This window comes from Lederbergia sp. B243.17 (assembly GCF_057657925.1).
Genome location: NZ_JBWBKF010000073.1, coordinates 69973 through 94241, shown reverse-complemented (window position 1 = coordinate 94241; position 24269 = coordinate 69973). Strand labels below are relative to the sequence as shown.

Here is a 24269-nt window from a genome sequence, read left to right as displayed (position 1 = left end):
TGATTTGGTGTGGTAACTTAATTTTATCAGAAGTGGTCCTTATCTTTTATGAAAAATAATGAAAGCCGGCGAAATTTTACTCATCGTAAAATTTCGCCGGCTTTTTTCAGATTAGAGGGGGTTTTGTCCCAGCCTCTTTTCTTTTGAACGGATGGACTGTCAGTGAACGAGCGGGCCGTTTCTCGCTGCGAGATAAAAGATCCCCCCGCTTAAAACCTCAATATTGATAGACGGCTCATACTGGTCTTTCAACCCGGCAAGCTCATTCTCATAGGAAGGGGGGAGGGCGTCCCCGCCGGCATCGGAATAAAAATGATTGAGCAGATCGATGTCTTCATTCCAGCGGGCGACCGCCTCCTCAGCCCATTGCGCGTCCTCCTGGCTTACACGGGCAGTCAGGTGGTTTTTCATTCGATTCATCCCGCTTGCGGGCTTAATGATCGGGGAAATTGTAAAGCAGTAATCCGGAAGTTTTGGCGTGAGTTCAAGTTTTTTGACGGTAGTATGGAAGTCTTCGATCATTGCCCCAGTCAGCAGATTCAATCCGATTGACAGAAGAACATCCCGCTTCACATCGCAAATATAGGAGATTTTCACATTGATGTTAAGCCACGGCTGCAGGGGAATTTGCCTCCTCGCATCAGCAGTACCGGCCGGCTTCTCATACAACCGGATATGGGCCGCCCGTTTTTTTGCTGTCCTGAACAGCTGATGGAGCCGCGGAGCGCCGAAATGAATCCTTTCTCCTTTCAGCTCTTCGGGCGCTTTTTCCGCGTCGGTAATAAAGGTGATTTGCATCGGATTCGGCACACCGCCCGTTTTTTCGAGATAGGACCAGTAGAAGGGGCGGTTCATCAGCTCCTTGTCCATCTCGATATTGAGCTGGACTGACAGATAGCCGTCCTTGTTTTCGATGATTGTGCAGTCATTCGCGGTGAAAAACCGTTCAAGATATTGATGAACTTCGTTCGCCTGCATCCGCTTCCCCTCCTTTTGCCATCGTGTCGGCGAACTGGACAAGCGAGGACAGGTTTTCCATCTTGATCGCCATCTCGCCCTCTGTCCGGGAATCGATGAAAATGTCTTTCATGTAGTCCTCGATATTTTTACAATCAAGCTTCGCCAAAATATCATCAAGCTCGCCGACGACCCGTTCGAACAAGCGGATCTTCTCATACAGCAGCTTCAGCACATGCTCTTCGACGGTATCCTTGATTGCGAAGTTGTAAATATGGACATCTTGCTCCTGGCCGAGCCTGTGGACGCGCCCGATCCGCTGTTCAAGCCGCATCGGATTCCACGGAAGATCGAAGTTGATGACATGGCTGCAAAACTGCAGGTTGATTCCCTCGCCGCCCGCCTCTGTCGCAATCAGCACCTGGGCATGGGATTTGAACAGCTCCCGCATCCAGTCCTTCTTCCCGCGCTTGAAGCCGCCGCGAAACGGGACGGATTTGATCCCGTGCTGTTGGAGGAACCACTGGAGGTAGAGCTGGGTCGCCCGGTACTCGGTGAAAATGATCACCTTGTCGTCGATCTCCTTGATCAGCTCCAGCGCTTTTTCCGCCTTAGAGTTTCGGGTCGAGGCATCGATTTTGTCCTTCACCTCATGCAGCTTGCTCTTGTAGTCGTCGCTCGGGTTTTCCTGTTTTTTGTACATATTGTTCAGTGTGTAGAAAACGGCTTCCCTGCTTGAACATGCTTCCCGTTTTAACGTGAGCAGTGAGAAGCCGGCTGAAGCGAATTCAGGCAGAGAAAAACGCAAGTCTTCGATCGAATCATACAACGCCCGCTCCTCCGGCGTAAATTCGATCGGTACGGTTTTGACGACCCTGCTCGTCCATTCGATCCCGGTATCCCCCCTGCGGTTGCGGATCATCACTTTATTGACGAGGCTGCGCAGATGTTCATCCTCCTGGACAGTCAGCTTCCGGTTTTTGTACCGCTCGACAAACCCGCTCTCACTGCCAAGATGTCCCGGCTTTAGCAGGGAGACAAGATGGAAAATCTCTTCGATCCGGTTTTGGATAGGAGTTGCGGTCAGAAGCAGGCAGAATTTCTTTTTTAGCGACTGGACGAATTCATAGTTTTTCGTTTTGTGATTTTTGAGTTTATGGGCTTCGTCGATAATAATCAGGTCGTAATCCTGCTGTTCAATAATCTCGCGGTGCGGACTTCTTTTCGCCGTGTCAATCGAGGAAACGATACAGTCATATTGCTCCCACATATAGCTTTTCCGCTGGGCGGCGGCGGGAATATGGAACTTCCCGTTCAATTCGGCCGTCCATTGGGAGACGAGCGAGGCGGGTGTGAGAATCAATGTTTTTTTGACGAGCCCGCGGATCATGTATTCTTTCAGGATCAGTCCGGCTTCGATCGTTTTGCCGAGCCCGACCTCATCGGCGAGGATCGCCTTGCCGTTCATATTTTCGATCACCTGCCTGGCTGTTTCCAGCTGGTGCGGCAGCGGGGTGAGCCCGGGCAGGTGGGCAGGCGCCACAAGCCCCTTAAATTCTGGTATGCTCAAATGCTCCTCCGCCTGCCAGGTCAAGTCAAACAGGAGCGGATCCGCCCAGGGACCGTCCTTCTCAAGCCGAACTAAAAATTCCTTTTCCCACGTGTCATCAAAGTTGATGGTGACGGACATGTAAACCCCTCCAAACGAATCTGGGAAAATCATTGCCGTAAAATGAAAACAATGATACGATGTAGTTGAAATTATGTGAAAAAATGATAAGCACGGAGATTGCGTTCCACCATTATCATGTCCAATTATCATTATAAATATTGGCGAATGAAGGCAAGGGGAGAGACTGCAGATGCAGCGCCGAAGGAGCAAGCAATGAAATTGTGAATCTCTCAGGCAAAAAGACTCTTGTTTGACGCAACTCTGGAGAGTGCCGGCCTATAGGCCCGGCCACCAAAGAGGAAAGCCGTTTTTCGGTCAAACTTTCAGGTGACAGGACAGAGGAACCCGCTATAGGGGTTCTTCTGTCCTTTTTTCGTGCCAGAAAAAGGGAAACCGATAAAAAAAGAGGGGGAATAGAGATGTCGGAACTGAAAAGAACACCGCTATATCCGCTATATCAGGAGCAGGGGGCACGTACGATCGACTTCGGCGGCTGGGACCTGCCTGTCCAATTTTCGAGCATCAAGGAGGAACATGAGGCCGTCCGTACAGCTTGCGGCTTATTTGATGTGTCACATATGGGTGAAATCTTAGTGAAGGGCCAGGACAGCCTGCCTTTTCTGCAAAAAGTGATGACCAATGACTTGTCCAAACTCCAGCCCGGCAGCGCCCAGTATACGGCGATGTGCTATGAAAACGGCGGGACAGTGGATGATCTGCTTACATACATGCTCCACGACGGCTCGTATTTGCTCGTCGTCAATGCAGCAAATATCGAAAAGGACTTTGCCTGGCTCGAAAAACATGCATCAGGCGATGTGACACTTGAGAACAAATCGTCGGAGTACGCGCTGCTTGCCCTTCAAGGGCCGAAAGCTGCGGAGGTCCTCCAGCCTCTCGTTACAAACGCGAACGTCGGGGAACTGAAATTCTTTAAATTTATTGAAGATGCCGAGATTGCCGGAAAACAGGTACTCTTGTCGCGGACCGGCTACACGGGGGAGGACGGGTTTGAGCTGTATTGCCGCCCGGATGATGCATCCGACCTGTGGAAAAGCCTGCTTGAAGCCGGCAAGGATGAGGGCCTTCTGCCATGCGGGCTTGGAGCGAGGGATACTCTCCGGTTCGAAGCGGCTCTTGCCTTGTACGGCCAGGAGCTGGATGAGAACATTACTCCGCTCGAGGCCGGACTCGGTTTTGCTGTTAAGTTGAACAAGACGGAGGATTTTTTCGGCAAGGAAGCACTTAAAAAACAGAAGGAAGAAGGCGTGCTGCGCAAGAGCACAGGTATCGAGATGATCGACCGCGGCATTCCGCGCACAGGCTATAAGGTGTTCAAGGGAGAAGAGGAGATCGGATTCGTCACATCCGGCACCCAGTCCCCTACAATGAAGAAAAACATCGGGCTTGCGCTGCTGAAAAAGGAATACAGCGGTCAGGGCGAAGAGATTGAAGTTGAAATCCGCGGCAAGCGGCTGAAAGCCGTGACGGTTAAGACACCGTTTTATACCCGTTCAAAATAACAGGTTGGGGGAGAGACAGAAGATGATCAAACATCGTTATTTGCCAATGACTGAACAAGACAAAAAAGAGATGCTTGAGACGATTGGCGTCGATTCGATAGAAGAATTGTTTTCCGATATACCGGAGAAAGTCCGATTCCAAGGAGACTATGCGATCAAGCCGGCCAAATCCGAATCGTCATTATTGAAGGAACTGAGCAGGCTTGCGGCCAAAAATGCCGACACGAAGCAGAACGTCAGCTTTCTCGGTGCCGGAGTCTATGACCATTACATTCCTACGATCGTAGACCATGTCATTTCCCGCTCTGAGTTTTACACGGCCTATACCCCTTATCAGCCGGAGATTTCACAGGGCGAGCTGCAGGCGATTTTCCAGTTCCAGACGATGATCTGCGAGCTGACCGGCATGGATGTCGCCAACTCCTCCATGTATGACGGCGGAACAGCCCTTGCCGAAGCGGCGATGCTTGCATGCGGCCACACAAAGCGGAAGAAAATCCTTGTGTCTCAGACGGTCCATCCTGAATCCCGCGAAGTGCTGAAAACCTATGCAAAAGGCCAGTATATCGAAGTGGTGGAAATTCCTTTCAAGGACGGAGTGACAGACCTGGAACAGCTCGCTGAAGCAGTTGACGTAGAAACTGCGGGTGTCATCGTCCAATATCCGAACTTCCTCGGTGCAATCGAGCCGCTGAAAGAGATTGAGGAGCTTGTTCACGCCCAGAAAGGCCTATTCGTCGTATCGAGCAATCCGCTCGCTCTAGGCGCGTTGAAGCCGCCTGGAGAATTTGGCGCGGATATCGTTGTCGGCGATGCCCAGCCATTTGGCATTCCGGCTGCGTTCGGCGGACCGCACTGTGGTTATTTTGCCGTCACAACGAAACTGATGCGGAAGGTGCCGGGACGGCTCGTCGGCGAAACGACAGACGAAGAAGGCAGAAGAGGGTTCGTCCTTACGCTCCAAGCCCGCGAGCAGCACATCCGCCGCGATAAGGCAACTTCGAATATCTGCTCCAACCAGGCGTTGAACGCATTGGCCGCTTCGGTCGCAATGGCAGCCTTGGGGAAAAAGGGCGTCAAAGAAATGGCGATCCAAAACATCCGGAAAGCCCATTATGCGAAAAAGGCAATGAAAGAGAACGGGGTGAAGGTCGTGTTCGACGGCTCCCATTTCAATGAATTTGTAGTCAAGCTTGGCCGCCCGGTTGAGGAAATGAACGAAAAGCTGCTGAAAAAAGGCATCATCGGCGGCTATGACCTTGGCCGCGACTATCCGGAGCTTGCAGGACATATGCTCATCGCTGTAACAGAACTGCGAACGAAGGAAGAAATCGACGAGTTTAGCAGAGAATTGGGGGATCGCCATGAGTAAAGAGACATTGCCGCTACTATTTGAAATTTCAACTCCCGGCCGGATCGGCTACAGCCTGCCGGAAATGGATGTGCCGGAAGTAGATCTTTCGGATTGCATTCCGGAAGGCTACCTGCGCGATATCGAACCTGATCTGCCCGAAGTATCGGAGCTGGACCTGATGCGCCACTTCACCGAATTGTCGACACATAACCATGGCGTCGATTCGGGATTTTATCCGCTCGGTTCCTGTACGATGAAATACAATCCGAAAATCAATGAATCGGTCGCCAGATTCCCGGGCTTTGCTCATATTCACCCGCTCCAGCCGGCTTCATCCGTCCAGGGAGCGCTTGAATTGATGTACGACCTCCAGCAGCATCTGAAGGAAATTACCGGCATGGACGAGGTAACACTGCAGCCGGCAGCAGGCGCCCACGGCGAATGGACCGGATTGATGATGATCCGTGCTTTCCATGAGGCGAACGGGGACACCGGCCGGACAAAAGTGATCGTCCCGGACTCCGCACACGGAACGAACCCAGCTTCGGCCACAGTCGCAGGCTTTGAGACCGTCACGGTCCGCTCGGGCGAGGACGGACTTGTCGACCTTGAGCATCTCCGGGAACTGGTCGGTTCTGACACGGCAGCGCTGATGCTGACCAACCCGAACACGCTCGGACTGTTCGAGGAGCAGATTTTGGAAATGGCAGAAATCGTCCACCAAGCAGGCGGAAAGCTGTACTATGACGGCGCCAATCTGAATGCAGTCATGTCAAAGGCACGTCCAGGGGACATGGGCTTTGACGTAGTCCACCTTAATTTGCATAAAACATTCACAGGCCCACACGGCGGCGGCGGCCCGGGATCAGGCCCTGTAGGCGTCAAAAAAGACTTGATCCCATTTTTGCCAAAACCGGTCATCGAAAAATCGGGCGACGAATATGTCATTAATTACGATCGACCTCAGTCGATCGGCCGTGTGAAGCCGTATTACGGTAACTTCGGCATCAACGTTCGCGCTTACACGTACATTCGTTCCATGGGTCCGGACGGCTTGCGTGCCGTCACCGAATACGCTGTGCTGAACGCGAATTACATGATGCGGAAGCTGGCTCCGTATTTTGATCTGCCATATGACCGCCATTGCAAGCATGAATTTGTTTTGAGCGGCAAGCGGCAGAAAAAATTGGGAGTACGGACGCTCGACATCGCCAAAAGACTGCTCGACTTCGGCTACCATCCGCCGACCATCTACTTCCCGCTCAATGTTGAGGAATGCATGATGTTTGAGCCGACCGAAACCGAGTCGAAAGAAACGCTCGACGCCTTCATCGACGCGATGATCCAGATTGCGAAAGAAACGGAGGAAAACCCGGAAATCGTCCAGGAAGCCCCGCATACGACGCTCATCAAACGTCTCGATGAAACAAAAGCGGCGAGAAAGCCGGTCCTTCGCTATAAGAAAGAAGAATAGAAGCAGCCAAAGCACACAGAAATCTTTCTGTGTGCTTTTTTTAATAAATATTTATCGAAATTCGATAAAAAATATGCTAAAATCAATTGAACAATCCGATTAGTGAGGTGCAATATGAAGCGTGAAACACTTTTTTTGAAATTGGCGCTAGTTCTGATGGCTCTGCCGATTCTTGCCTTGTGCATCTTTATCGTGCCGATGGTTGCAAAAGAAGCAGCGGAATATTTTCTGAAGTCCACGTTTTGGCGATACCCTGTTTTGGCAGGCGTCTATGTATCGGCTGCTGCTTATTTCACAGCGCTCTATCAGGCATTTATACTGTTAACGTTGATTGACAAAAACGAAGCCTTCTCCGATTTTTCCGTAAAAGCCCTGAAAAGGATCAAATACTGTGCGATTACAATCAGTGCTGTGTATGCGGCGGGGCTGCCGCTTTTCTATATCGCGGCGGAGAATGATGACGCACCGGGCATCATCATCCTCGGCATGATCATTATCGTTGCATCACTGGTCATCGCCGTCTTTGCTGCTGTCCTCCAGAAACTATTGAAAAACGCAATCGAAATAAAAGCGGAAAACGATTTGACGGTCTGAGGTGAGAAAATGGCGATTATCATCAATATTGATGTCATGCTGGCAAAGCGGAAAATGAGCGTCACCGAGCTTTCCGAAAAGGTCGGAATCACAATGGCCAACATTTCCATTTTGAAAAACGGCAAGGCGAAGGCAATCAGGCTTTCCACTTTGGAGGCAATCTGTAAAGCGCTCGATTGCCAGCCTGGGGATCTATTGGAATACAGAGATGATGAGGAAGAATAAAGGAAGCAAAAGGAGCCGGGCATATTCTGCCAGGCTCCTTTTGCTATCAATCATTTTTTCGCTTTCACTTTTCCGGTCCATTTCTTGAAGCCGCCTTCAAGATGGCTCAGGTCCCGGTAGCCTTTTTTATAAAGCATCTGCCCTGCGCGCCCGCTGCGGAGACCGCTTTGGCAGTAGAGGTAGACCGGCTTGTCCGGACGGATTTCTTTCATCCGTGTTTTAAACTGCGAGATTGGAATGTTGCGCGCCCCAAGAATATGGCCCGCTTCATATTCATTCGCTTCCCGGACATCGATCAGCTGTGCTTTACGATAGCCCGCTCGGAATTCATCTTCCGATAAAGTCTTCAAAATTTTCTTCTGCCGGAAATAATTGTACAGGGAGAACGCCACGATGACGGCCAGTACAATCAGCAGTGAGTAAATAAATGACAATTCCCTTGCCCCTTTCTAAATATCACCCTATAATCTATTATATTCTTCTCTGGCCTCCGAATCAAAATCTTTTTAAAGCGAAAAAAATCAACAGCGAAATTTGATGAAAAAAAGATTTATTCGGCGATTTTTACCGGTGAATCTCCTTTTTCCTGTCGAATTCTTCAAGTTTCAAGTTTGACAAATTTAAAATTTGCATTCTGTTAGCACTACATATAGTGTGGGGATTAATCGAGAAAATACAATATATTGTGTTTATCCATTGATTTACCGGATATACATATGGTAACGTATCTAGGAGAGAAATAACTGATTAGCGAATGATAGAATAAAGGAGCTGGCAAGATGGCTGTCGCAACGACAAAGAACATGACACTTAATATCGAGAAATTAAATAAGGACATCGGCTTATTTAAACAAGTGCACCCGATTACGCCTGAGATGAACATCACCCATAAAGGAGTATCCAGACTGGTCATGATTGACCGCTATTCCTTTAAAGATACGGAGAAAATCACACTGCAGGCCGGGGATTTTGTTGTTTTGACGATCAAAGAAGACCCGAAATTCCCAGCCCGCGGACTTGGCTTCCTTCAATCGATCGACTGGGAAGCGGGAACGGCCGTTGTCCAGGTCGAAGAAGAATTCCGCAATGCGCTGGACAGCGATGAAGAAAGAGAAACAGGACGGATTGTAAGACCGCTCGACATCATCGAGAAACCGTTGGAAGTGTTCTACGAGCAAATCGTAAAGCGGAATGCAACGGGTCTCGCATCTGTCGAAAAGACGGAAGAAAAACGAAAAGAATGGTTTGATAAGTTTTACGCAGAACTGGCAGCGATGAACTTCGTACCGGCAGGGCGCGTATTGTACGGTGCAGGCGCAGAGACGGATGTAACGTATTTCAACTGCTACGTAATGCCGTTTGTTGCGGATTCCCGTGAAGGCATTTCTGAACATCGCAAGCAAGTGATGGAAATCATGAGCCGGGGCGGTGGAGTCGGTACGAACGGATCGACACTGCGTCCGCGCAATACATTGGCAAGAGGCGTAAATGGAAAATCATCCGGTTCTGTATCATGGCTGGACGACATTGCCAAGCTGACCCATCTTGTTGAGCAGGGCGGTTCCCGCCGCGGTGCACAAATGATCATGCTTTCATCGTGGCATCCTGACATCATCGAGTTCATCATCTCCAAGATGCAAAACCCGAGAATCCTGAAATTCCTCATCGAAAATACAAACGACGCACTGATCAAGAAACATGCGCAGGACAAGCTGAAATTCACTCCGCTTACCCAATCAGAGCAGGCGATGTACCAGGGTGTCCTTAATTATCGGAGCATTCCGGGAGCAGGCGGCTTCAGTGAGGAGATTTTCCGTGATGCCGAGGAGAAATTGGCTGAAGGTGGTACATACTCCGTCCATAATCCGGAGTTTTTAACAGGCGCGAACATTTCCGTCTGCTTGACGAAAGAGTTTATGGAAGCCGTGGAAAACGATGGCGACTACGAGCTTTGCTTCCCGGATGTGGAAAATTACACACCGGAAGAGATGAAAGCCTACAACGAAGAATGGCATAATGTCGGCGATGTCCGTGAATGGAAAGAGCTTGGCTACAAAATCCGCACATACCGGAAGATCAAGGCGAAAGAATTGTGGAACCTGATCAACATCTGTGCGACTTATTCCGCAGAACCGGGCATTTTCTTCATCGACAATGCGAATGACATGACAAATGCGAAAGCATATGGCCAAAAAGTCGTGGCAACGAACCCATGCGGAGAGCAGCCGCTTGCGCCATATTCCGTCTGCAACCTCGCAGCCGTCAACCTTGCGAAAATGGTAGACCGCAAAACAAAAGAAGTAGATTACGAGAAACTGAAAAATACCGTCAAAATCGGTGTCAGAATGCAGGACAATGTCATCGATGCGACTCCGTATTTCCTTGAAGACAACAAAAAGCAAGCGCTCGGAGAAAGACGCGTCGGACTCGGCGTTATGGGCCTTGCAGATCTATTGATCTATTGCGAAAAAGAATACGGCTCCCCTGAAGGCAATGAACTCGTTGACAAGGTGTTCGAAGCGATTGCGACAACTGCCTACAAGGAATCTGTCAAACTCGCAAAAGAGAAGGGAAGCTTCCCGTTCTTGACTGCTGAGACAGAAGAAGAAACAAACAGATTGCGTGATGCATTCACACATACTGGCTACATGGAGAAAATGCCGGAAGAGATCAAGGCGGCAATCAAGGAGCATGGAATTCGCAACTCCCATCTGCTCACAGTCGCGCCGACAGGATCGACCGGAACAATGGTAGGCTGCTCGACAGGCCTTGAGCCATACTTCTCCTTCACCTACTACAGAAGCGGACGTCTCGGCAAATTCATCGAAGTGAAAGCCGACATCGTCGAGGACTATCTGAAGGAACATCCGGGGGCAGATGCGGACAACCTGCCAAACTGGTTCGTAACAGCGATGGAACTGAAGCCTGAGGCCCATGCGGACGTCCAATGCGTCATCCAAAGATGGATCGACAGCTCCATCTCCAAAACGGTCAACGCGCCAAAAGGCTATTCCGTCGAACAGGTGGAAAATGTCTACGAGCGCCTGTACCGCGGCGGAGCAAAAGGCGGAACTGTCTACGTCGACGGCAGCCGTGACTCCCAGGTACTCACGCTGAAAGCGGAAGACAATGGATCGGAATCAGAAGAAGCGCCAAAAAAACGGGAACAACAGCCTGTTGTACTCGTTGACACAATCCAAGACCTTCGCTCCACATCGGTGACAATCGGATCCGAAATCGGCAACACTTGCCCTGTCTGCCGCAAAGGCGAAGTAAAAGAAATCGGCGGCTGCAACACATGCGACAACTGCAACGCCCAGCTGAAATGCGGATTGTAAGATCCTCACAATACAAGAAGCTGTGACTTTAATTAAAGTTTGATAACAAGTAACCTCTTCGGTATGATGACCGCAAGAGGTTACTTTTTTGTATTTCTGAAAATATAGTTATGACTTTACCTGTATCGAATTGCTGGATTACTTCATTTAGAAGGGAGTTTTATGGCAAAACGCAAACGATCATCATCAATTGAGAGGAAATTGCTGGGTGGGCTTAGACGAGGCTTTGGAGTTGATTACAAACGTTGGCTTACTATTCAATATGTACCATCACTAGCATGCTCTACTTAGTGCGTTAGACAGAAATCTAATCATTTGCTGACTAATTGTCTATGGTGTAATTGATGTCTATTCATGATTAATGACCGAAAATCATATAGGTTTGGAAGGAACATCATGGATAGCACCAATATTGGCTTTGGAAAAGATTGTTATGGTAAATGTAGAGTTCTTGTAAAAGTAACAAGCCAAAAATATCATGTATTGAATAAATGCTTTCATATTTTTGGCCCGTTTAATTTCTTTCTTGATTAAGGTGAAAAGGTGCCTTTTTAGTGGTATAAGAAGTTTATTATGGTACTAATTTTTTCCCTTTTTTATCATAGGTATTGCAATTACACCTATGATCAGACCCCAAATTATATTTGTTACAAGAATGCTTATAAGTGCCAACGGATTTGTTAAGGGACCTTGTAATTGTCCAGTTAAGATTGGCGATAATATTGCACTGAGTATAGTTGCAAATATTGCATAACTAATACCGGCAAAAACTAAAATTTGTATTGGATTATGGCTTTTATTCTTAACAACGATAATTAACCAAATCAATGAAATTAGAATGGTCATTAGCATACTTCCAAACTGTTCATTTATAAGTAAATGTATAATCCCTGTTATTTTCAGAATCGGTCTAATCAGGGCAATGACACCTAAGCTTAGAATTAACCCTATATTTTGCTTGATCACTTCTTTATTTATCATATATTTGTTCCTCCTAAAAATGATTATGTTTATTTTTTTATCTTCTTCATTTTGCCAAATGCTTTGAGATAGGTAATGCATGGCGCTAAACATTATAAATTGAAACTTGATATAGCCATCGTATATAGTAGTTGTTCGCCGTTGCACCTATGCAAATATATCGCTACCGGCCACATTGCCAGTGTTCCTTCAACCTATGAAGCAACGAAAAGTACTTGAACGGGTACCAAAATGTATTTTTTCTTTTGATTAAGTCTGTATTATGCCATAAAAATAATCCGCCCTTTATCTAATCATCCCAGTCAACTGATCACATTTTAAGATTATCAAATAAATGTTGTGAACTTATTGCAGTCCATTACGGTTTTAGTGAAATTTTCAAGAATCACTCATAGTCCATATATAATATGGAAAACAGGGAGAGGGAAGGAGATTAAGGATGGCCGAATTAATCTTACTGGTAGATGACGAAGAAAAAGTACTTGATTTTATGAGTTCCTTTTTAAAAAGTGAAGGTTTCGAAATCATCACTGCTCAATCAGGAACAGAGGCACTTGATAAAATTAAAGCGGTGAATCCATCATTAGTAGTCTTAGATTGGATGATGCCCAATATGAACGGTCTTGATGTTTGCCGTGAAATTAGAAAAAATAGTAACGTTGGAATCATTATGGTGACAGCTAAATCAGATGAATTAGACAAAATTGTGGGTCTCGAGGTAGGTGCGGATGATTATATTACAAAACCATTTTCATTAAGGGAACTATTGGCGCGAATTCGTTCTGTCTTGCGTAGGGTTGGGGTTAATCCCGAAACCACTGAAGAAAGAATAGTACGTGATGAAATCACCATTTCCGTTTCTGAGTATCGTGTATGGAAAAATAATTCGGAAATTACAATGACACCAACAGAATTCAAGCTTTTATTAACGCTTGCCGAAAAACCTGGAATTGTCTACAGCAGACTGCAATTATTAAAATCTGCCCTAGAGGACGAATTATTAAATGTTGAACGGACAGTCGATGCCCATATTAGCCGATTGAGGAAAAAAATTGAGGATAATCCATCTGAACCAAAATATATTCAAACAGTTTATGGGTTTGGATATCGTTTCGGTGATCAACCATGAGTTTTCACCGTAAGCTTTTTTTCACATTAGCTATTACAATTATTGCTATAAGTATAGTCTTTATTTTATTAACTCATTTTACAGTGAGGGGCACTATAAAAGCAGGTTTGGAGGAAACAAGAGGTCGGGAAATGATGCGTATTCATAAAAGGCTGACTACCTATTACATAGAGAATAATCACTCCTGGAAAAACGTTCAACAGTTTGATCCACTTAGGGGTATTTTCCAAGAAGGCTCAGAAATACTGGTGATGGACAGCGAAAATCATGTGGTTTTTAAAAAAGGGGAATCACCCACAAAAAAGATTGAGCATTTAGGCATAAAGAAGGAAATGGAAATTGGTGGAAAAGTTGGTCAATTTATTTATTATGACCCAGAGATGGCGGGTTTCACCAAAATTATGTTAGGGATCCCCATATCGGTTATCTTTATACTTATCATAAGCGGCTCTATACTCATTATCATTTCCCTGTTAATTGCTTATCGATTATCTAGGTGGCTAGCTTCACCACTCAGTGATTTATTGCCAGTCATCAACAGGTTAGGAAAAGGGGAGCTTGGCGCAATGGTTCCAGTGAAAACGAACGATGAATATGGAAAGATCGCTAATGCATTTAACAAAATGTCTCAGGAACTTGAGCAAGCGGAAGCAGTACGTAAGAATCTTACTGCGGATGTAGCTCATGAACTCAGAACACCACTTACCATTATCAGTGGGAAATTGGATTACTTGCAGCAGCAAGGTAAAATGATCAGACCAGAGATATTATTACCCTTGCAGGATGAAATAATTCGTCTAAATCAATTAGTAGAAGATTTACGAATGTTATCATTAGCGGAAGCGGGAAATTTACCATTACATAAAACTACGACAAATATGCTTGAGTTGGCTAATGAACTGACCAGAGCAATAGGGCCAATTGCTGAGGAAAAAGGCATTTCTATTAACATCGAAGTTAAAACAAAAAATGTTATCATATCTGTTGATATGAATCGAATGAAACAAGTTTTTCTCAATTTATTAACGAATGCTATCCGTTATACGCCAAATGAAGGAAGTATTTATTTTTGCTTAATGAATGACGATGATCAGTATTTCAAAGTGATTGTTGAAGATACCGGGGAAGGTATTGATCCCAACCACTTACCCCATCTGTTTGATAGATTCTATCGAACAGATGACGCTAGAACTAGACATAGCGGAGGTACTGGACTAGGTCTAGCCATTGCGAAACAATACGTCATTTCTCATAATGGGAAAATTGAAGTGAAAAGTGCTTTAAATGAGGGAACACAATTTATTGTGTATCTGCCTTATAATACAAATGAAATTTAAAGAAAGAAGGAGGAAAAGATTTACGTTAATTGTATTTTTCTTGCTGAATAGCATAAATGGCTTCAGACTAATGTGAAGGTTGCATAACGGGAGCTAAGTTGAAAGAATGGTTTGGCTCTGCGGCTGTTTGCATCAATGAAAAAAATGAAGTGCTTATGGTTAAAGCTTATCATTCAGATTTGTGGGCCGTTCCTTCCGGTGGCATGGAAAAAGGGGAAACGCCAGAAGAATGTTGCATACGGGAGGTAATGGAAGAGACAGGGTATGAGGCTGTTATTCTGAATAAACTCTTTATAAAAGAAATGACAATTAAAGGCATCCACGTTAAAACGTACTATTTCAAAATGAAGAAGGTTGGCGAAAGTATCGGCACCAACGACCTTGATAAGATTATTGAAGAAGTTGCTTGGAAGTCAATTTCAGATATACAGAAGATAAGACACGCCTACCCTGAAGATATAGAATTGTTGATGAAAGCCCTAAGAAACAATGTGGAGAAGGCAGAATGTGAGTGTAAAAAAAGAGAGAACTAGAATTTGTTCTCTCTTAACATCCATTCCATTAATTTTTTTCCCTCGGTGACGGTTAAAGCACCATTGGATATAGTTTTAATCATTGATATCCAGGAGGAATACAATATGACCTCTAATCCCTTTACATGAGTGGGGGAACAAAGCTCTTTAATGAATTTCAACATCCACTATAAAGAGAGGAAAAGGTTAGGGTTGGCAGCATAAATTTCCTTCGCCCTTTTCGAGCGCAGATTTTAAACTATCAAGAACACCTGACCACGCCATTTGATGCCAGTTAATGGCATCAATCCAGTCCTCAGTATTTTTAAATCCAATATGTTCAACTATTACCTTTGTAGAATGATCATCGACTGATTTGAAACTTATATTAACAATTGTTAACTCATCTTCTTTGTTCATCAATGCCTCAAATGGGTCTGGTCCTTTCCAGGTAAATTGAAGCTCTTTTTCAGTTATAAGTTTTGTGATTTTACATCCCTTCGTATTCATGCTTGTATGATTTCCAGGGATAAAATAGAGTTCGTATGCACCACCATCCCTCAATTCTACTACCGTTTCAGGAGCAAACCATTCCGAAACTCTTTCAGAGATTATCCATGCATACCACACTAAATGTAATGGTGCATTAATCGTTACCTCATTAACAATAGCCTTATCGTTTGTGGTAGTTGTCAGAAGAAACCTCTCCCTTTGTAAATGATTTCACTTAAATAATAACATTATTGAAAATATTTATAAATGTTTATTTGTTTTCAACGTAATAACAGCTCTTCTCGTAAGAAGTCGATATATTCGCTGAGGCAACGATATCCGATGCCAAGGTCGTCAAATAGGAAATCTTCTGTTCGCGTTTTTTAAGGCATCAAATTAATAGAGTATTGAATAATCTCTACATCAGAGTTGTTGTATAATTAGAGACGTATCATTCTCTGCTTCTTTTAGAAAACATAGCTCTCGAATTTTATGCAGGAAAATGGAAAGAGGAATTTTATGAACATATTTGAGGCAAATAAAGTTTGCAAGAAAATAGATGGAAGAACACTTATTGAAGATGTCTCTATAAGCATATCAAGAGGGGAAAAGGTGGCGATTACCGGGAATAACGGCTCGGGAAAAAGCAGTCTGCTGAAGCTTATCGGCGGTATTTTTACAGAAACTGAAGGGCAAGTGCATCGATCTCACATGAGCTTCGGCTATGTCCCGGAACACTTCCCGGAAAACATCCGATTTACAATACATGATTATTTACTGTTAATGGGGAAGATGTCTTCTACAATCGAAGAAGGGCTGCAAAAAAGAATGGAAAACTATGCAGAGCAGTTTGCCATTACAGAATTCCTGGCTACCCCTATAAAAAAATGTTCAAAAGGGACGAAACAAAAGGCCGGTATCATACAGGCATTATTAAATGATCCCGATGTATTGCTGCTAGACGAACCGCTGACGGGGCTAGATGAAAAGGCAGAAATAGAACTTCTCCGTCAGCTGAATTCACTTCAAAAGGATAAAACGATCATTTTTACTGCACATGATTCCTTACTGATTGAAGGGTTGGCCGAGAGGGTTATCACGGTAGAGAGTGGGAGGATTGTCTCTGATTCTCCAGTAATTAATGAGGAAACAGTAAGAATGATAAGAGCGCTAATCCCAACTCGAGATAAAATAGCAGGGATTCCTTCCATCAGGCACAAATTTGCAGGGGATGGCACCGTTGAAATATATGTCTCCGCTAAAGAGTCTGATAAGGTTTTGTCCATGTTGCTTGAACGGGGATGTTCAATAATTGAACTAACAGAGAAGAGGTTTTAAGTTGTCAGCTTTCATCCGTTATCAATTACTAAGCTATATTCGATCCTTAAAATTTATCCCGCCTGTAGTTATCTTTTTAGGCTGGATATTTATTCTATATGCCTATTCAGGTGTGCCGATCCTCAGCAGTTATGGCGTATCTTCTATTTCAATGTATGTAATCATGACGTGGATCACCATGTCCGTCTTTACATTGGATGAAGAGAGCGAAAAGCATATCTTATTTTCTCATCTTGGAAGGAAGACGAATTATTTATTCGGCAAATGGATAACCGCCTTGATCATCATGATACCCTTGCTTTTATTTGCTATCTTTTTCCCTATTATCGCTGGAAGCTTCAAAGGGAGTATGACGCTCAGGCTATACATTTTTGCATTTTACAGCCACCTGGTTTTCTTGGCTTTTGGGATATTGGTAGGAACACTATTTTCGGCAACGAAACTTGCAGCTAAAAAACATGCTTGGCTTTCGTCCGTATTAATCATCGTACTTTCAATTGTTTCCAAATCCATCATTGAAAAGCTGGCATTTACCAAATGGGTATTATGGATCTTTCCCCCTGTATTCAAGGTGATCGATTATATGGAAGGTGAAGATGAGATACGAATCAATACACCATTTTTATTCGATAATGTGTTTGTATTTGCCTATCTAATCATCGGAGCTATTGTACTGGTTCCGCTTTTTATAAAAAAAGAAAGCTAACAGATCTTTTGACAGTCAATCATACAAGTAAGAGGCGCCTGGAAAAATCAGTGAAAGCTGATTCTTGCGGACGCCTCTTTTTCCTATTTTGGGAGGGGAGCTTTAAGCCTGCCGGCGGTGTGGATGGTCGATATATTTGCCAGTTCGGTAATATAAATTCTGGTTGCGACATATATTCTCCAGTTCGGTAATATAATCGCCAGTTGCGACATATCTCCTGCTAGTTGGTTGATATCCGCCTGAGAGGACATCGAGTCTGTGGCTGCAGTTTCAATTTCAGGCAGTCTTGCGTCCGCGCTTATCAAGTACTTGATCACTTAAGGGCAATCGAGGCGTCTGTATAGGTTGGCGCCACTGTTTTTCTCCGCGTACTGAGCCAATTTGTCGATAAGTTTGCCAGTTCGGTAATATAAATCCTTGTTGCGACATATATTCTTCAGTTCGGTAATATAATCACCAGTTGCGACATATATTCTCCAGTTCGGTAATATAATCGCCAGTTGCGACATATATCCTGTTTGTTGGTTGATATCCGCGCATGCTTACCCGGTTTGCGGTGAAGGGAAGGTTCTAAATCCCCAAACGCTGACTTAAAGTAGTATATCGGAGTGTTTTTTTCGCTGAGTGAAACATCAACATCCGGGGGGCTTGCACATGTATATCGATGGTGTTTTTTCCGGCGGCGGGATCAAGGGGTTTGCGCTCCTTGGTGCGGTGGAGGTTTTAGAAAAGAAGGGGTTCAAGTTTAAGCGGCTGGCCGGAACGAGTGCAGGTGCGATTGTCGCGGCATTTTTAGCGGCTGGCTACAACAGCAAGGAGATTACGGAAATTCTGGAGCAAAAAGATATGAAGGAATTGTTGGATCCGCGGAAGACGCTGCTTCCATTTTCACTGGCGAAATGGCTGCTCGTTTACTTTAAAATGGGATTTTATCGGGGGCGGGAGCTTGAGGAATGGATTGCGAAGGGGCTTGCGCTAAAAGGGGTTTATACATTTGCGGATTTGCCGAAGCAGTCACTGAGGATTATTGCATCTGACTTGAGCACAGGCCGAATTCTCGTACTGCCGGACGACCTGGACAGCCTCGGCATCCCAAAAGAGACCTTTCCGATTGCCAGGGCCGTACGGATGAGCTGCAGTCTGCCATTCTTTTTCGAACCTGTTCGGGTCCATTCGCTTTCGGGCCGGGACATCATTGTCGACGGCGGCTTGCTCAGTAACTTTCCGATGTGGCTTTTCCATTCGAAAGAGGGAAGAAAAGAGCGCCCGGTTATCGGCGTAAAACTGAGCAGCAAACTTTCCGAGCAGCCGAAGCGCCACATCAACAATGGGCTGGAAATGCTTGAAGCACTTTTCGCTACAATGAAGGATGCACACGATGCACGGTATATCTCGAGAAGAATGGAAAAAGACATCATCTTCATCCCGATTGAGGATACTCATACATCAGAGTTCGCTTTAACGGAAGAGAAGAAAAGTGCCCTTATGGAAAAAGGTCGCTTATCCGCTGAAAAATTCCTTAAAAGCTGGACGTATTAGAGGGCTGGGATTCGTAATTCCCAACAGCTCTCTATTTTTTCGCCCAATTTTGAAAAAGACGATTGCATATCGCTCTTTGGTCTGTTAATATAACGGTAGTTAATATATCGATGTTCGATGTAGTGAGTGTCGATATACGAAAGCAGGTGGAAAATATGAAGAAGCCAGAGGATTATCTGCCGTTATCACAGGCGACCTACTACATCTTATTGTCCCTCCGGGATGTTCGACACGGATATGCGATTATGCAGGATGTGGAAGAAATAAGCAAAGGAGATGTGACGATGGGGCCCGGAACCTTATACGGGGCGCTTGGAAAACTTGAGAAACAGAAAATCATTGAGAAAGTGGACTGGGACGAAGGGGACCGAAGAAAGTATTATTCCCTGACGCCGCTTGGTGAAGAAGTGCTGAGGATGGAATATAGGCGGCTTGTATCACTAGTGCAAAATGCCAAAAGTATAATTCAAGGGATGGAAGGTGAACAAAATGACGGTCAAGAAATTTAAATTCTTTACTCCATCAAATATGCAAAAAGAAGAACAGTGGCTGACAGAGATGTCCAAGGAGGGGCTGCACTTTAACAAGTACCGGCTGGGTATGTACTATTTTGAGGAAGACTCCGCCAAGTCCTATGTCTATCAAATTGATTTCCGAGATGCAGACGATGACTATTTCGAGCTTTACAAAGACTCCGGTTGGGATCATGTTGAATCATTTATCGATAAATTCCATTACTTCCGGACATCTGCAGAAAAAGAAACGCAGAAAATCTACTCTGACCGCGAGTCGGTAAAAGATACATTCCAGAGAATGATGCAATTCTATTTGGTCATTTTCCTTGCTTTGTTTGGCAGCCAGGCTGGATTACTCGTCACATGGAAAGGATATGTAATTCAAATTGTAGCTGCGTGTATAGGGGTAACCGCTATACTCTTGTATTTCTACGTATTCCTTACACTGAGACGCAAAATCGATTTTTATAATCAATAGAAAAAACGCGTCTGCGCTGTCTTTGCCGAAAGCAAAAGCAGTGAAGACGCGTTTTTGGGGTTTGCTAGTTGCAGCCGTCCTAAACTAAGAATCTGCCAGCTCCGGCGCCTAGCTGCTCGAGGTCACAAGCCAAAGAGGGAGAAAGGCTGGAAAGCGCCTTTTTCCCTCTCTGTCTTGTGCTTGTCGCAGCTGGGCAAGTCGCCTCCGCTTTAGAATTATCCAGCTCCGGGCGGCAGAGGCTCGAGGTCTTAAGTCCAAAGAAGCTAAAGGCTGGAAAGCGCCTTTTGCTTCTTGGTCCTTAAGCTAGTCGCCCCTGAGCAGCCGCCCTCCGCTTTAAAAACATCCAGCTCCGGCGCCTAGCTGCTCGAGGTCACAAGCCAAAGAGGGAGAAAGGCTGGAAAGCGCCTTTTTCCCTCTCTGTCTTGTGCTTGTCGCAGCTGGGCAAGTCGCCTTCGCTTTAGAATATCGCTCTGTCTTTCTTTTTTCCTTTTTTGCCTTCGATCACGGTCAAGTGGGCTGCGGATTTTTTGCGAAGTGGGCGTTTGCGGGTTTGGCTGATGGGGCTGACGTTGCTTGTCGCCTTCCGGCTTTTCGTCCGTTTCTTCGATTGTCTTGCCGCCTTGGCAAAAGCCCGGGATTCGCTGCTGCCGGGTTTGCGGGAGATCCATAGTCTATAAATGAAGAAGATGACCACTGCCGTTAAGCCGATAAACAAAATTTGTTTCAGCAGCCCAGCAGGGTTCCGGAGCGCGGCGAAGAGTCCGATCGCCGCCAATCCGATGAATGCGCCGACTATCCAATTCCGTACCTTCAAGATTGCCACCTCCTCGGGAGTACTGACATTTTTCCCAAAAAGAACCGTCATTATACGATGAGCGCCAATTCGATTCTGATCGTATCAGCCGATTTTTTCTATGTTCAGCTCATTTTCTTTTTCCACTCTTAGCAATTCATTAAACGAGGCTAAGGCAACTTCTACTTGGGAATCGTCCGGTTCTTTCGTTGTCAAAAGCTGCAGCCAGAGTCCCGGATAGCCGAGGACCTTGAGAACCGGGATATCGCGGAGCTTATTCGTGAACTGAAGCACTTCAAACGAAATGCCAAGAACGACGGGAATGAGCGCAATCCGGTTGAGCAGCCGGACCCAAAGCGGGTCAGACGGAACGAACATGTATACCACAATACCGACGAGCACGGTGAAGATCATGAAGCTGCTGCCGCACCGATAATGGAGCCGGGACTGGGCCTGGACGTTCGCTACTGTCAATTCCAGTTTATTTTCGAAGGCGTTGATCACTTTATGTTCCGCGCCGTGATATTGGAATACGCGTTTGATCATCGGCGTCATCGAAATAAAATAGATGTAGCCGAGCAGGAGGATAAGCTTGAACACCCCTTCGATCAGTACCTGCATCGTGTGGCCGGGAAAAATTGGTGAAACAAGTTCGGCCAGAAAGACGGGAATGAGTGTGAAAATGAACTTGGAAAAGATGAAAGAAAGGACGCCAATTGCGGCCACACTAAGGATCAGCGCGGTATTGGACGTTTTCTTCTCTTTTTCATCGGCGATTTTCTGATCGTCCTCCGGGTCGACATCAAATCGATCGGTAGAGAAAGTAAGATGCTGAGAGCCGTTTGCGGCAGAATCGATGATTGCCACAACGCCGCGGACAAACGGGATTTTCTTCAGTTTTTGCAGCACTGGGCGCGTTTTGCGCGGCAAGTGAAAATATTCAATCGAATTGTCTTTTCTGCGGACTGCTGTCACGGTATGGCTTTTCCCGCCGAACATAACGCCTTCAACGACTGCCTGTCCGCCATAGGCTTGCTTTATATCTTTTTTCATTCGTACACCAACTTATTAAGGATTTTACGTGCTGTTGTGCCATGGCCTAAGTAAAAAAAGTGAACTACTTCCAGTTTACTAAAAAACCGCAGAAAGCACCATAGACAAAAAGGAACAATGAGATGAGGAGATACTGGACATGCTAAAGGATGGAGGTGTTGTTTTATGGGAAAAGAGAAACTTAATGCATCATCGAGAAAAACGCTGCTCCTGATGTCTGGGATCACAGGATTTGCCGGGGGAATTATATGGGGATTGCTCAAATATTTGGCCCATGCCTTCCATTTCACAAAAATCAAGCCGGCAGCCATGCTCGCACCGCTGAAAGGGACACAGCATGGCTGGGCCGGATTTGTCACGACATTGCTCTTCTACGGGGTTATCTCTGTTGTCCTTGCCATGGTCTATTACTTGTTTTTGCGAAAGTTATCCTCATTATATTGGGGAATTGGCTTTGGTGTCCTTGTGTTTCTGCTTATTTTCCTGTTCCATCCGTTCCTGCCAGGCATCGAAGGATTCAGGGAGTACCCGCGGAACACGCTGATCACGGAAGGCTGTCTCGCCGTCCTTTACGGGCTGTTCATCGGTTATTCGATCTCCTATGAATATGAAGAGCTTGTCTTTGCCGAAAAGCTTGGCGTAAAAGAGTAAGTTCCCGCTAGTTACGGGCAAATTGTTTGTGATAGAATATGGATGGCGAACAATTTGGAATGGGGCGTGTTTATAGATGAAAATCCTTGTTTTAAACGGGCCGAACTTGAACATGCTCGGCAAGCGTGAACCTGATATATACGGGAAGAACACTCTAGAGGAGCTTGAAACGGGAATCAAGCGGGCCGGTGAAAAAAACGGGGCGGCGATCGAATGCCTGCAGTCCAATTATGAAGGCAAGCTGATCGAAGAGATCCATGGGGCAGAAGAGCAGGGCTATGCCGGCATCATCATCAACCCGGGTGCCTTCACCCACTACAGCATTGCACTACGCGATGCGATGGCATCCGTATCCATTCCGGTTGTCGAAGTTCATATCTCAAACATACATAAACGGGAAGAATTCCGCAAAACATCGGTGACGGCACCTGAAGCGATCGGGCAAATTGCGGGATTCGGTTTTTATGGCTATGAACTGGCATTGCTAGCCATTCTTGATTACATAAGGGGGAGAGCAGAATGAAAAAATTGGAGAAACTGCGTGAAGCGTTTGGAAAACTCGGAATTGACGGCATGCTCGTCACAAGCAGCTTTAACCGCCGCTACATGACGAACTTCACAGGAACAGCCGGCGTGGCACTGATTTCAGAAAGCGAAGCGAAATTCATCACCGACTTCCGCTATACTGAACAGGCGGCAAAACAGGCGGAAGGCTATGAAGTTGTTCTCCACAAAGGTGCAATCACTGAAGAAGTCGCAGCCCAAGCGGAAAAATTGGGCATCAAAAAGCTCGGTTTCGAACAAGATCATATGTCGTATGCAACATGGAAAGCATATGAAAAAGCGGTAAAAGCGGAACTCGTTCCAGTGTCCGAAGCAATCGAAGAGATGCGCCTGTTCAAGTCGGAAGAAGAGCTTTCCGTCCTGAAGGTGGCTGCTGATATCGCGGACGCTGCATTCAAGCATATTATCGGCTTCATCAAGCCGGGCGTGTCGGAACTTGAAGTGTCAAACGAACTGGAATTCTTCATGAGAAAATCAGGTGCCACTTCCTCTTCATTCGATATCATTGTCGCATCCGGCGTACGCGGAGCACTTCCCCACGGCGTCGCAAGCGATAAAAAAATCGAAACGGGAGATTTGATCACAATGGATTACGGCGCCCTCTATAATGGGTATATATCTGATATCACCCGTACTGTAGCCGTCGGCGAGCCTTCTGATAAACTGAAGGAAATCTACAATGTGACTCTCGAAGCACAGCTGCTTGCTGTCGAAAAAATCAAGCCGGGCATGACCGGAAAAGAAGCGGATGCCATTGCAAGGGACTACATCACATCTAAAGGATATGGCGAATACTTCGGCCATTCCCTCGGTCACGGCATCGGTCTTGAGGTCCATGAAGGCCCAGCCTTGTCGCACCGCTCAGACATCGTCCTGAAACCGGGCATGGTCGTCACGGCTGAACCTGGTATCTACCTGCCGGGTATCGGCGGAGTCCGGATCGAAGATGACTTGATCATCACCGAAGAAGGAAACGAAACTTTAACTCATTCAACAAAAGACCTGATCATCCTCTGACCAACTGCTTAGCGGCAACGACATCAG

At 45.9% G+C, this 24269-nt stretch carries 24 protein-coding genes and 1 riboswitch; of the genes, 17 read left to right on the top strand and 7 right to left on the bottom strand.

Annotated elements, in window-relative coordinates; translation table 11 throughout:
- Window positions 1-159: 159 nt before the first annotated feature.
- On the bottom strand, window positions 160-978 hold the full coding sequence (locus tag AC0TWI_RS13900) for a YqhG family protein (RefSeq protein WP_488126941.1): 819 nt from the start codon (window positions 976-978) through the stop codon (window positions 160-162).
- Window positions 947-2647 (bottom strand): DEAD/DEAH box helicase, encoded by a 1701-nt coding sequence (locus tag AC0TWI_RS13895; RefSeq protein ID WP_488126940.1) that lies wholly within the window; start codon window positions 2645-2647, stop codon window positions 947-949. Before AC0TWI_RS13895 ends, AC0TWI_RS13900 begins: the two co-directional genes overlap by 32 nt.
- 147 nt (window positions 2648-2794) lie before the next feature.
- Window positions 2795-2885, top strand: a riboswitch (glycine riboswitch).
- A 163-nt stretch (window positions 2886-3048) separates the two neighbouring features.
- Here AC0TWI_RS13895 and gcvT point away from each other — a divergent pair.
- The 5 genes from gcvT (at window position 3049) to AC0TWI_RS13870 (ending at window position 7799) form a co-directional block, all read left to right on the top strand.
- On the top strand, window positions 3049-4152 hold the full coding sequence (gcvT, locus tag AC0TWI_RS13890) for a glycine cleavage system aminomethyltransferase GcvT (RefSeq protein WP_488126939.1): 1104 nt from the start codon (window positions 3049-3051) through the stop codon (window positions 4150-4152).
- 25 nt (window positions 4153-4177) lie between these two features.
- Window positions 4178-5524, top strand: a complete 1347-nt coding sequence (gene gcvPA, locus AC0TWI_RS13885; RefSeq protein WP_488126946.1) for an aminomethyl-transferring glycine dehydrogenase subunit GcvPA — start codon at window positions 4178-4180, stop codon at window positions 5522-5524.
- A complete protein-coding gene (gcvPB, locus tag AC0TWI_RS13880) occupies window positions 5517-6980 on the top strand; it encodes an aminomethyl-transferring glycine dehydrogenase subunit GcvPB (RefSeq protein WP_488126938.1) in 1464 nt (487 codons plus the stop codon). The genes gcvPA and gcvPB overlap by 8 nt, the downstream gene beginning before the upstream one ends.
- Window positions 6981-7094: 114 nt before the next feature.
- Entirely contained in the window at window positions 7095-7574 is a 480-nt protein-coding gene (locus AC0TWI_RS13875) for a DUF2975 domain-containing protein (RefSeq protein ID WP_488126937.1), read from the top strand.
- Between the two features lie 9 nt (window positions 7575-7583).
- Window positions 7584-7799, top strand: a complete 216-nt coding sequence (locus AC0TWI_RS13870) for a helix-turn-helix domain-containing protein (protein WP_488126936.1) — start codon at window positions 7584-7586, stop codon at window positions 7797-7799.
- 50 nt (window positions 7800-7849) lie between these two features.
- Here AC0TWI_RS13870 and AC0TWI_RS13865 read toward each other — a convergent pair whose 3' ends face one another.
- The gene (locus tag AC0TWI_RS13865; RefSeq protein ID WP_488126935.1) at window positions 7850-8233 is read right to left on the bottom strand and encodes a rhodanese-like domain-containing protein; all 384 of its coding nucleotides are present in this window, start codon (window positions 8231-8233) and stop codon (window positions 7850-7852) included.
- Between the two features lie 345 nt (window positions 8234-8578).
- Here AC0TWI_RS13865 and AC0TWI_RS13860 point away from each other — a divergent pair, with 345 nt between their 5' ends.
- A complete protein-coding gene (locus tag AC0TWI_RS13860; RefSeq protein ID WP_488126934.1) occupies window positions 8579-11137 on the top strand; it encodes a vitamin B12-dependent ribonucleotide reductase in 2559 nt (852 codons plus the stop codon).
- 579 nt (window positions 11138-11716) lie between these two features.
- Here AC0TWI_RS13860 and AC0TWI_RS13855 read toward each other — a convergent pair.
- A complete protein-coding gene (locus tag AC0TWI_RS13855) occupies window positions 11717-12118 on the bottom strand; it encodes a hypothetical protein (RefSeq protein WP_488126933.1) in 402 nt (133 codons plus the stop codon).
- Between the two features lie 439 nt (window positions 12119-12557).
- On the opposite strand from AC0TWI_RS13855, the gene AC0TWI_RS13850 reads away from it, so the two are divergent.
- From AC0TWI_RS13850 to AC0TWI_RS13840, 3 genes are all read left to right on the top strand, one after another.
- Window positions 12558-13247, top strand: coding sequence for a response regulator (locus AC0TWI_RS13850; protein ID WP_488126932.1), 690 nt, complete (start codon window positions 12558-12560; stop codon window positions 13245-13247).
- Between the two features lie 131 nt (window positions 13248-13378).
- Window positions 13379-14584, top strand: coding sequence for a HAMP domain-containing sensor histidine kinase (locus AC0TWI_RS13845; protein WP_488126931.1), 1206 nt, complete (start codon window positions 13379-13381; stop codon window positions 14582-14584).
- A 98-nt stretch (window positions 14585-14682) separates the two neighbouring features.
- Window positions 14683-15117, top strand: a complete 435-nt coding sequence (locus tag AC0TWI_RS13840; RefSeq protein WP_488126930.1) for an NUDIX domain-containing protein — start codon at window positions 14683-14685, stop codon at window positions 15115-15117.
- A gap of 186 nt (window positions 15118-15303) precedes the next feature.
- Here AC0TWI_RS13840 and AC0TWI_RS13835 read toward each other — a convergent pair whose 3' ends face one another.
- A complete protein-coding gene (locus AC0TWI_RS13835) occupies window positions 15304-15747 on the bottom strand; it encodes an SRPBCC family protein (RefSeq protein WP_488126945.1) in 444 nt (147 codons plus the stop codon).
- A 360-nt stretch (window positions 15748-16107) separates the two neighbouring features.
- On the opposite strand from AC0TWI_RS13835, the gene AC0TWI_RS13830 reads away from it, so the two are divergent.
- The 5 genes from AC0TWI_RS13830 to AC0TWI_RS13810 all read left to right on the top strand — a co-directional run bounded on the left by AC0TWI_RS13830 (window position 16108) and on the right by AC0TWI_RS13810 (window position 20164).
- Window positions 16108-16926, top strand: a complete 819-nt coding sequence (locus AC0TWI_RS13830; RefSeq protein ID WP_488126929.1) for an ATP-binding cassette domain-containing protein — start codon at window positions 16108-16110, stop codon at window positions 16924-16926.
- A gap of 1 nt (window position 16927) precedes the next feature.
- Complete coding sequence (locus AC0TWI_RS13825) at window positions 16928-17632, top strand: hypothetical protein (RefSeq protein ID WP_488126928.1); 705 nt, start codon at window positions 16928-16930, stop codon at window positions 17630-17632.
- A gap of 654 nt (window positions 17633-18286) precedes the next feature.
- Window positions 18287-19171, top strand: coding sequence for a patatin-like phospholipase family protein (locus AC0TWI_RS13820; RefSeq protein WP_488126927.1), 885 nt, complete (start codon window positions 18287-18289; stop codon window positions 19169-19171).
- A gap of 155 nt (window positions 19172-19326) precedes the next feature.
- The gene (locus AC0TWI_RS13815) at window positions 19327-19680 is read left to right on the top strand and encodes a PadR family transcriptional regulator (RefSeq protein ID WP_488126926.1); all 354 of its coding nucleotides are present in this window, start codon (window positions 19327-19329) and stop codon (window positions 19678-19680) included.
- Window positions 19661-20164, top strand: coding sequence for a DUF2812 domain-containing protein (locus AC0TWI_RS13810; RefSeq protein ID WP_488126925.1), 504 nt, complete (start codon window positions 19661-19663; stop codon window positions 20162-20164). Before AC0TWI_RS13815 ends, AC0TWI_RS13810 begins: the two co-directional genes overlap by 20 nt.
- 457 nt (window positions 20165-20621) lie before the next feature.
- Here AC0TWI_RS13810 and AC0TWI_RS13805 read toward each other — a convergent pair whose 3' ends face one another.
- Both AC0TWI_RS13805 and AC0TWI_RS13800 read right to left on the bottom strand, forming a co-directional pair.
- Window positions 20622-20978, bottom strand: a complete 357-nt coding sequence (locus tag AC0TWI_RS13805; RefSeq protein WP_488126924.1) for an SA1362 family protein — start codon at window positions 20976-20978, stop codon at window positions 20622-20624.
- Window positions 20979-21062: 84 nt separating this feature from the next.
- On the bottom strand, window positions 21063-22010 hold the full coding sequence (locus AC0TWI_RS13800) for a DUF1385 domain-containing protein (RefSeq protein WP_488126923.1): 948 nt from the start codon (window positions 22008-22010) through the stop codon (window positions 21063-21065).
- Window positions 22011-22175: 165 nt separating this feature from the next.
- Here AC0TWI_RS13800 and AC0TWI_RS13795 point away from each other — a divergent pair, with 165 nt between their 5' ends.
- The 3 genes from AC0TWI_RS13795 (at window position 22176) to AC0TWI_RS13785 (ending at window position 24242) form a co-directional block, all read left to right on the top strand.
- Window positions 22176-22661, top strand: a complete 486-nt coding sequence (locus AC0TWI_RS13795) for a YqhR family membrane protein (RefSeq protein WP_488126922.1) — start codon at window positions 22176-22178, stop codon at window positions 22659-22661.
- A 76-nt stretch (window positions 22662-22737) separates the two neighbouring features.
- The gene (gene aroQ / locus AC0TWI_RS13790) at window positions 22738-23184 is read left to right on the top strand and encodes a type II 3-dehydroquinate dehydratase (protein ID WP_488126921.1); all 447 of its coding nucleotides are present in this window, start codon (window positions 22738-22740) and stop codon (window positions 23182-23184) included.
- A complete protein-coding gene (locus AC0TWI_RS13785) occupies window positions 23181-24242 on the top strand; it encodes a M24 family metallopeptidase (protein ID WP_488126920.1) in 1062 nt (353 codons plus the stop codon). The genes aroQ and AC0TWI_RS13785 overlap by 4 nt, the downstream gene beginning before the upstream one ends.
- Window positions 24243-24269 lie beyond the last annotated feature (27 nt).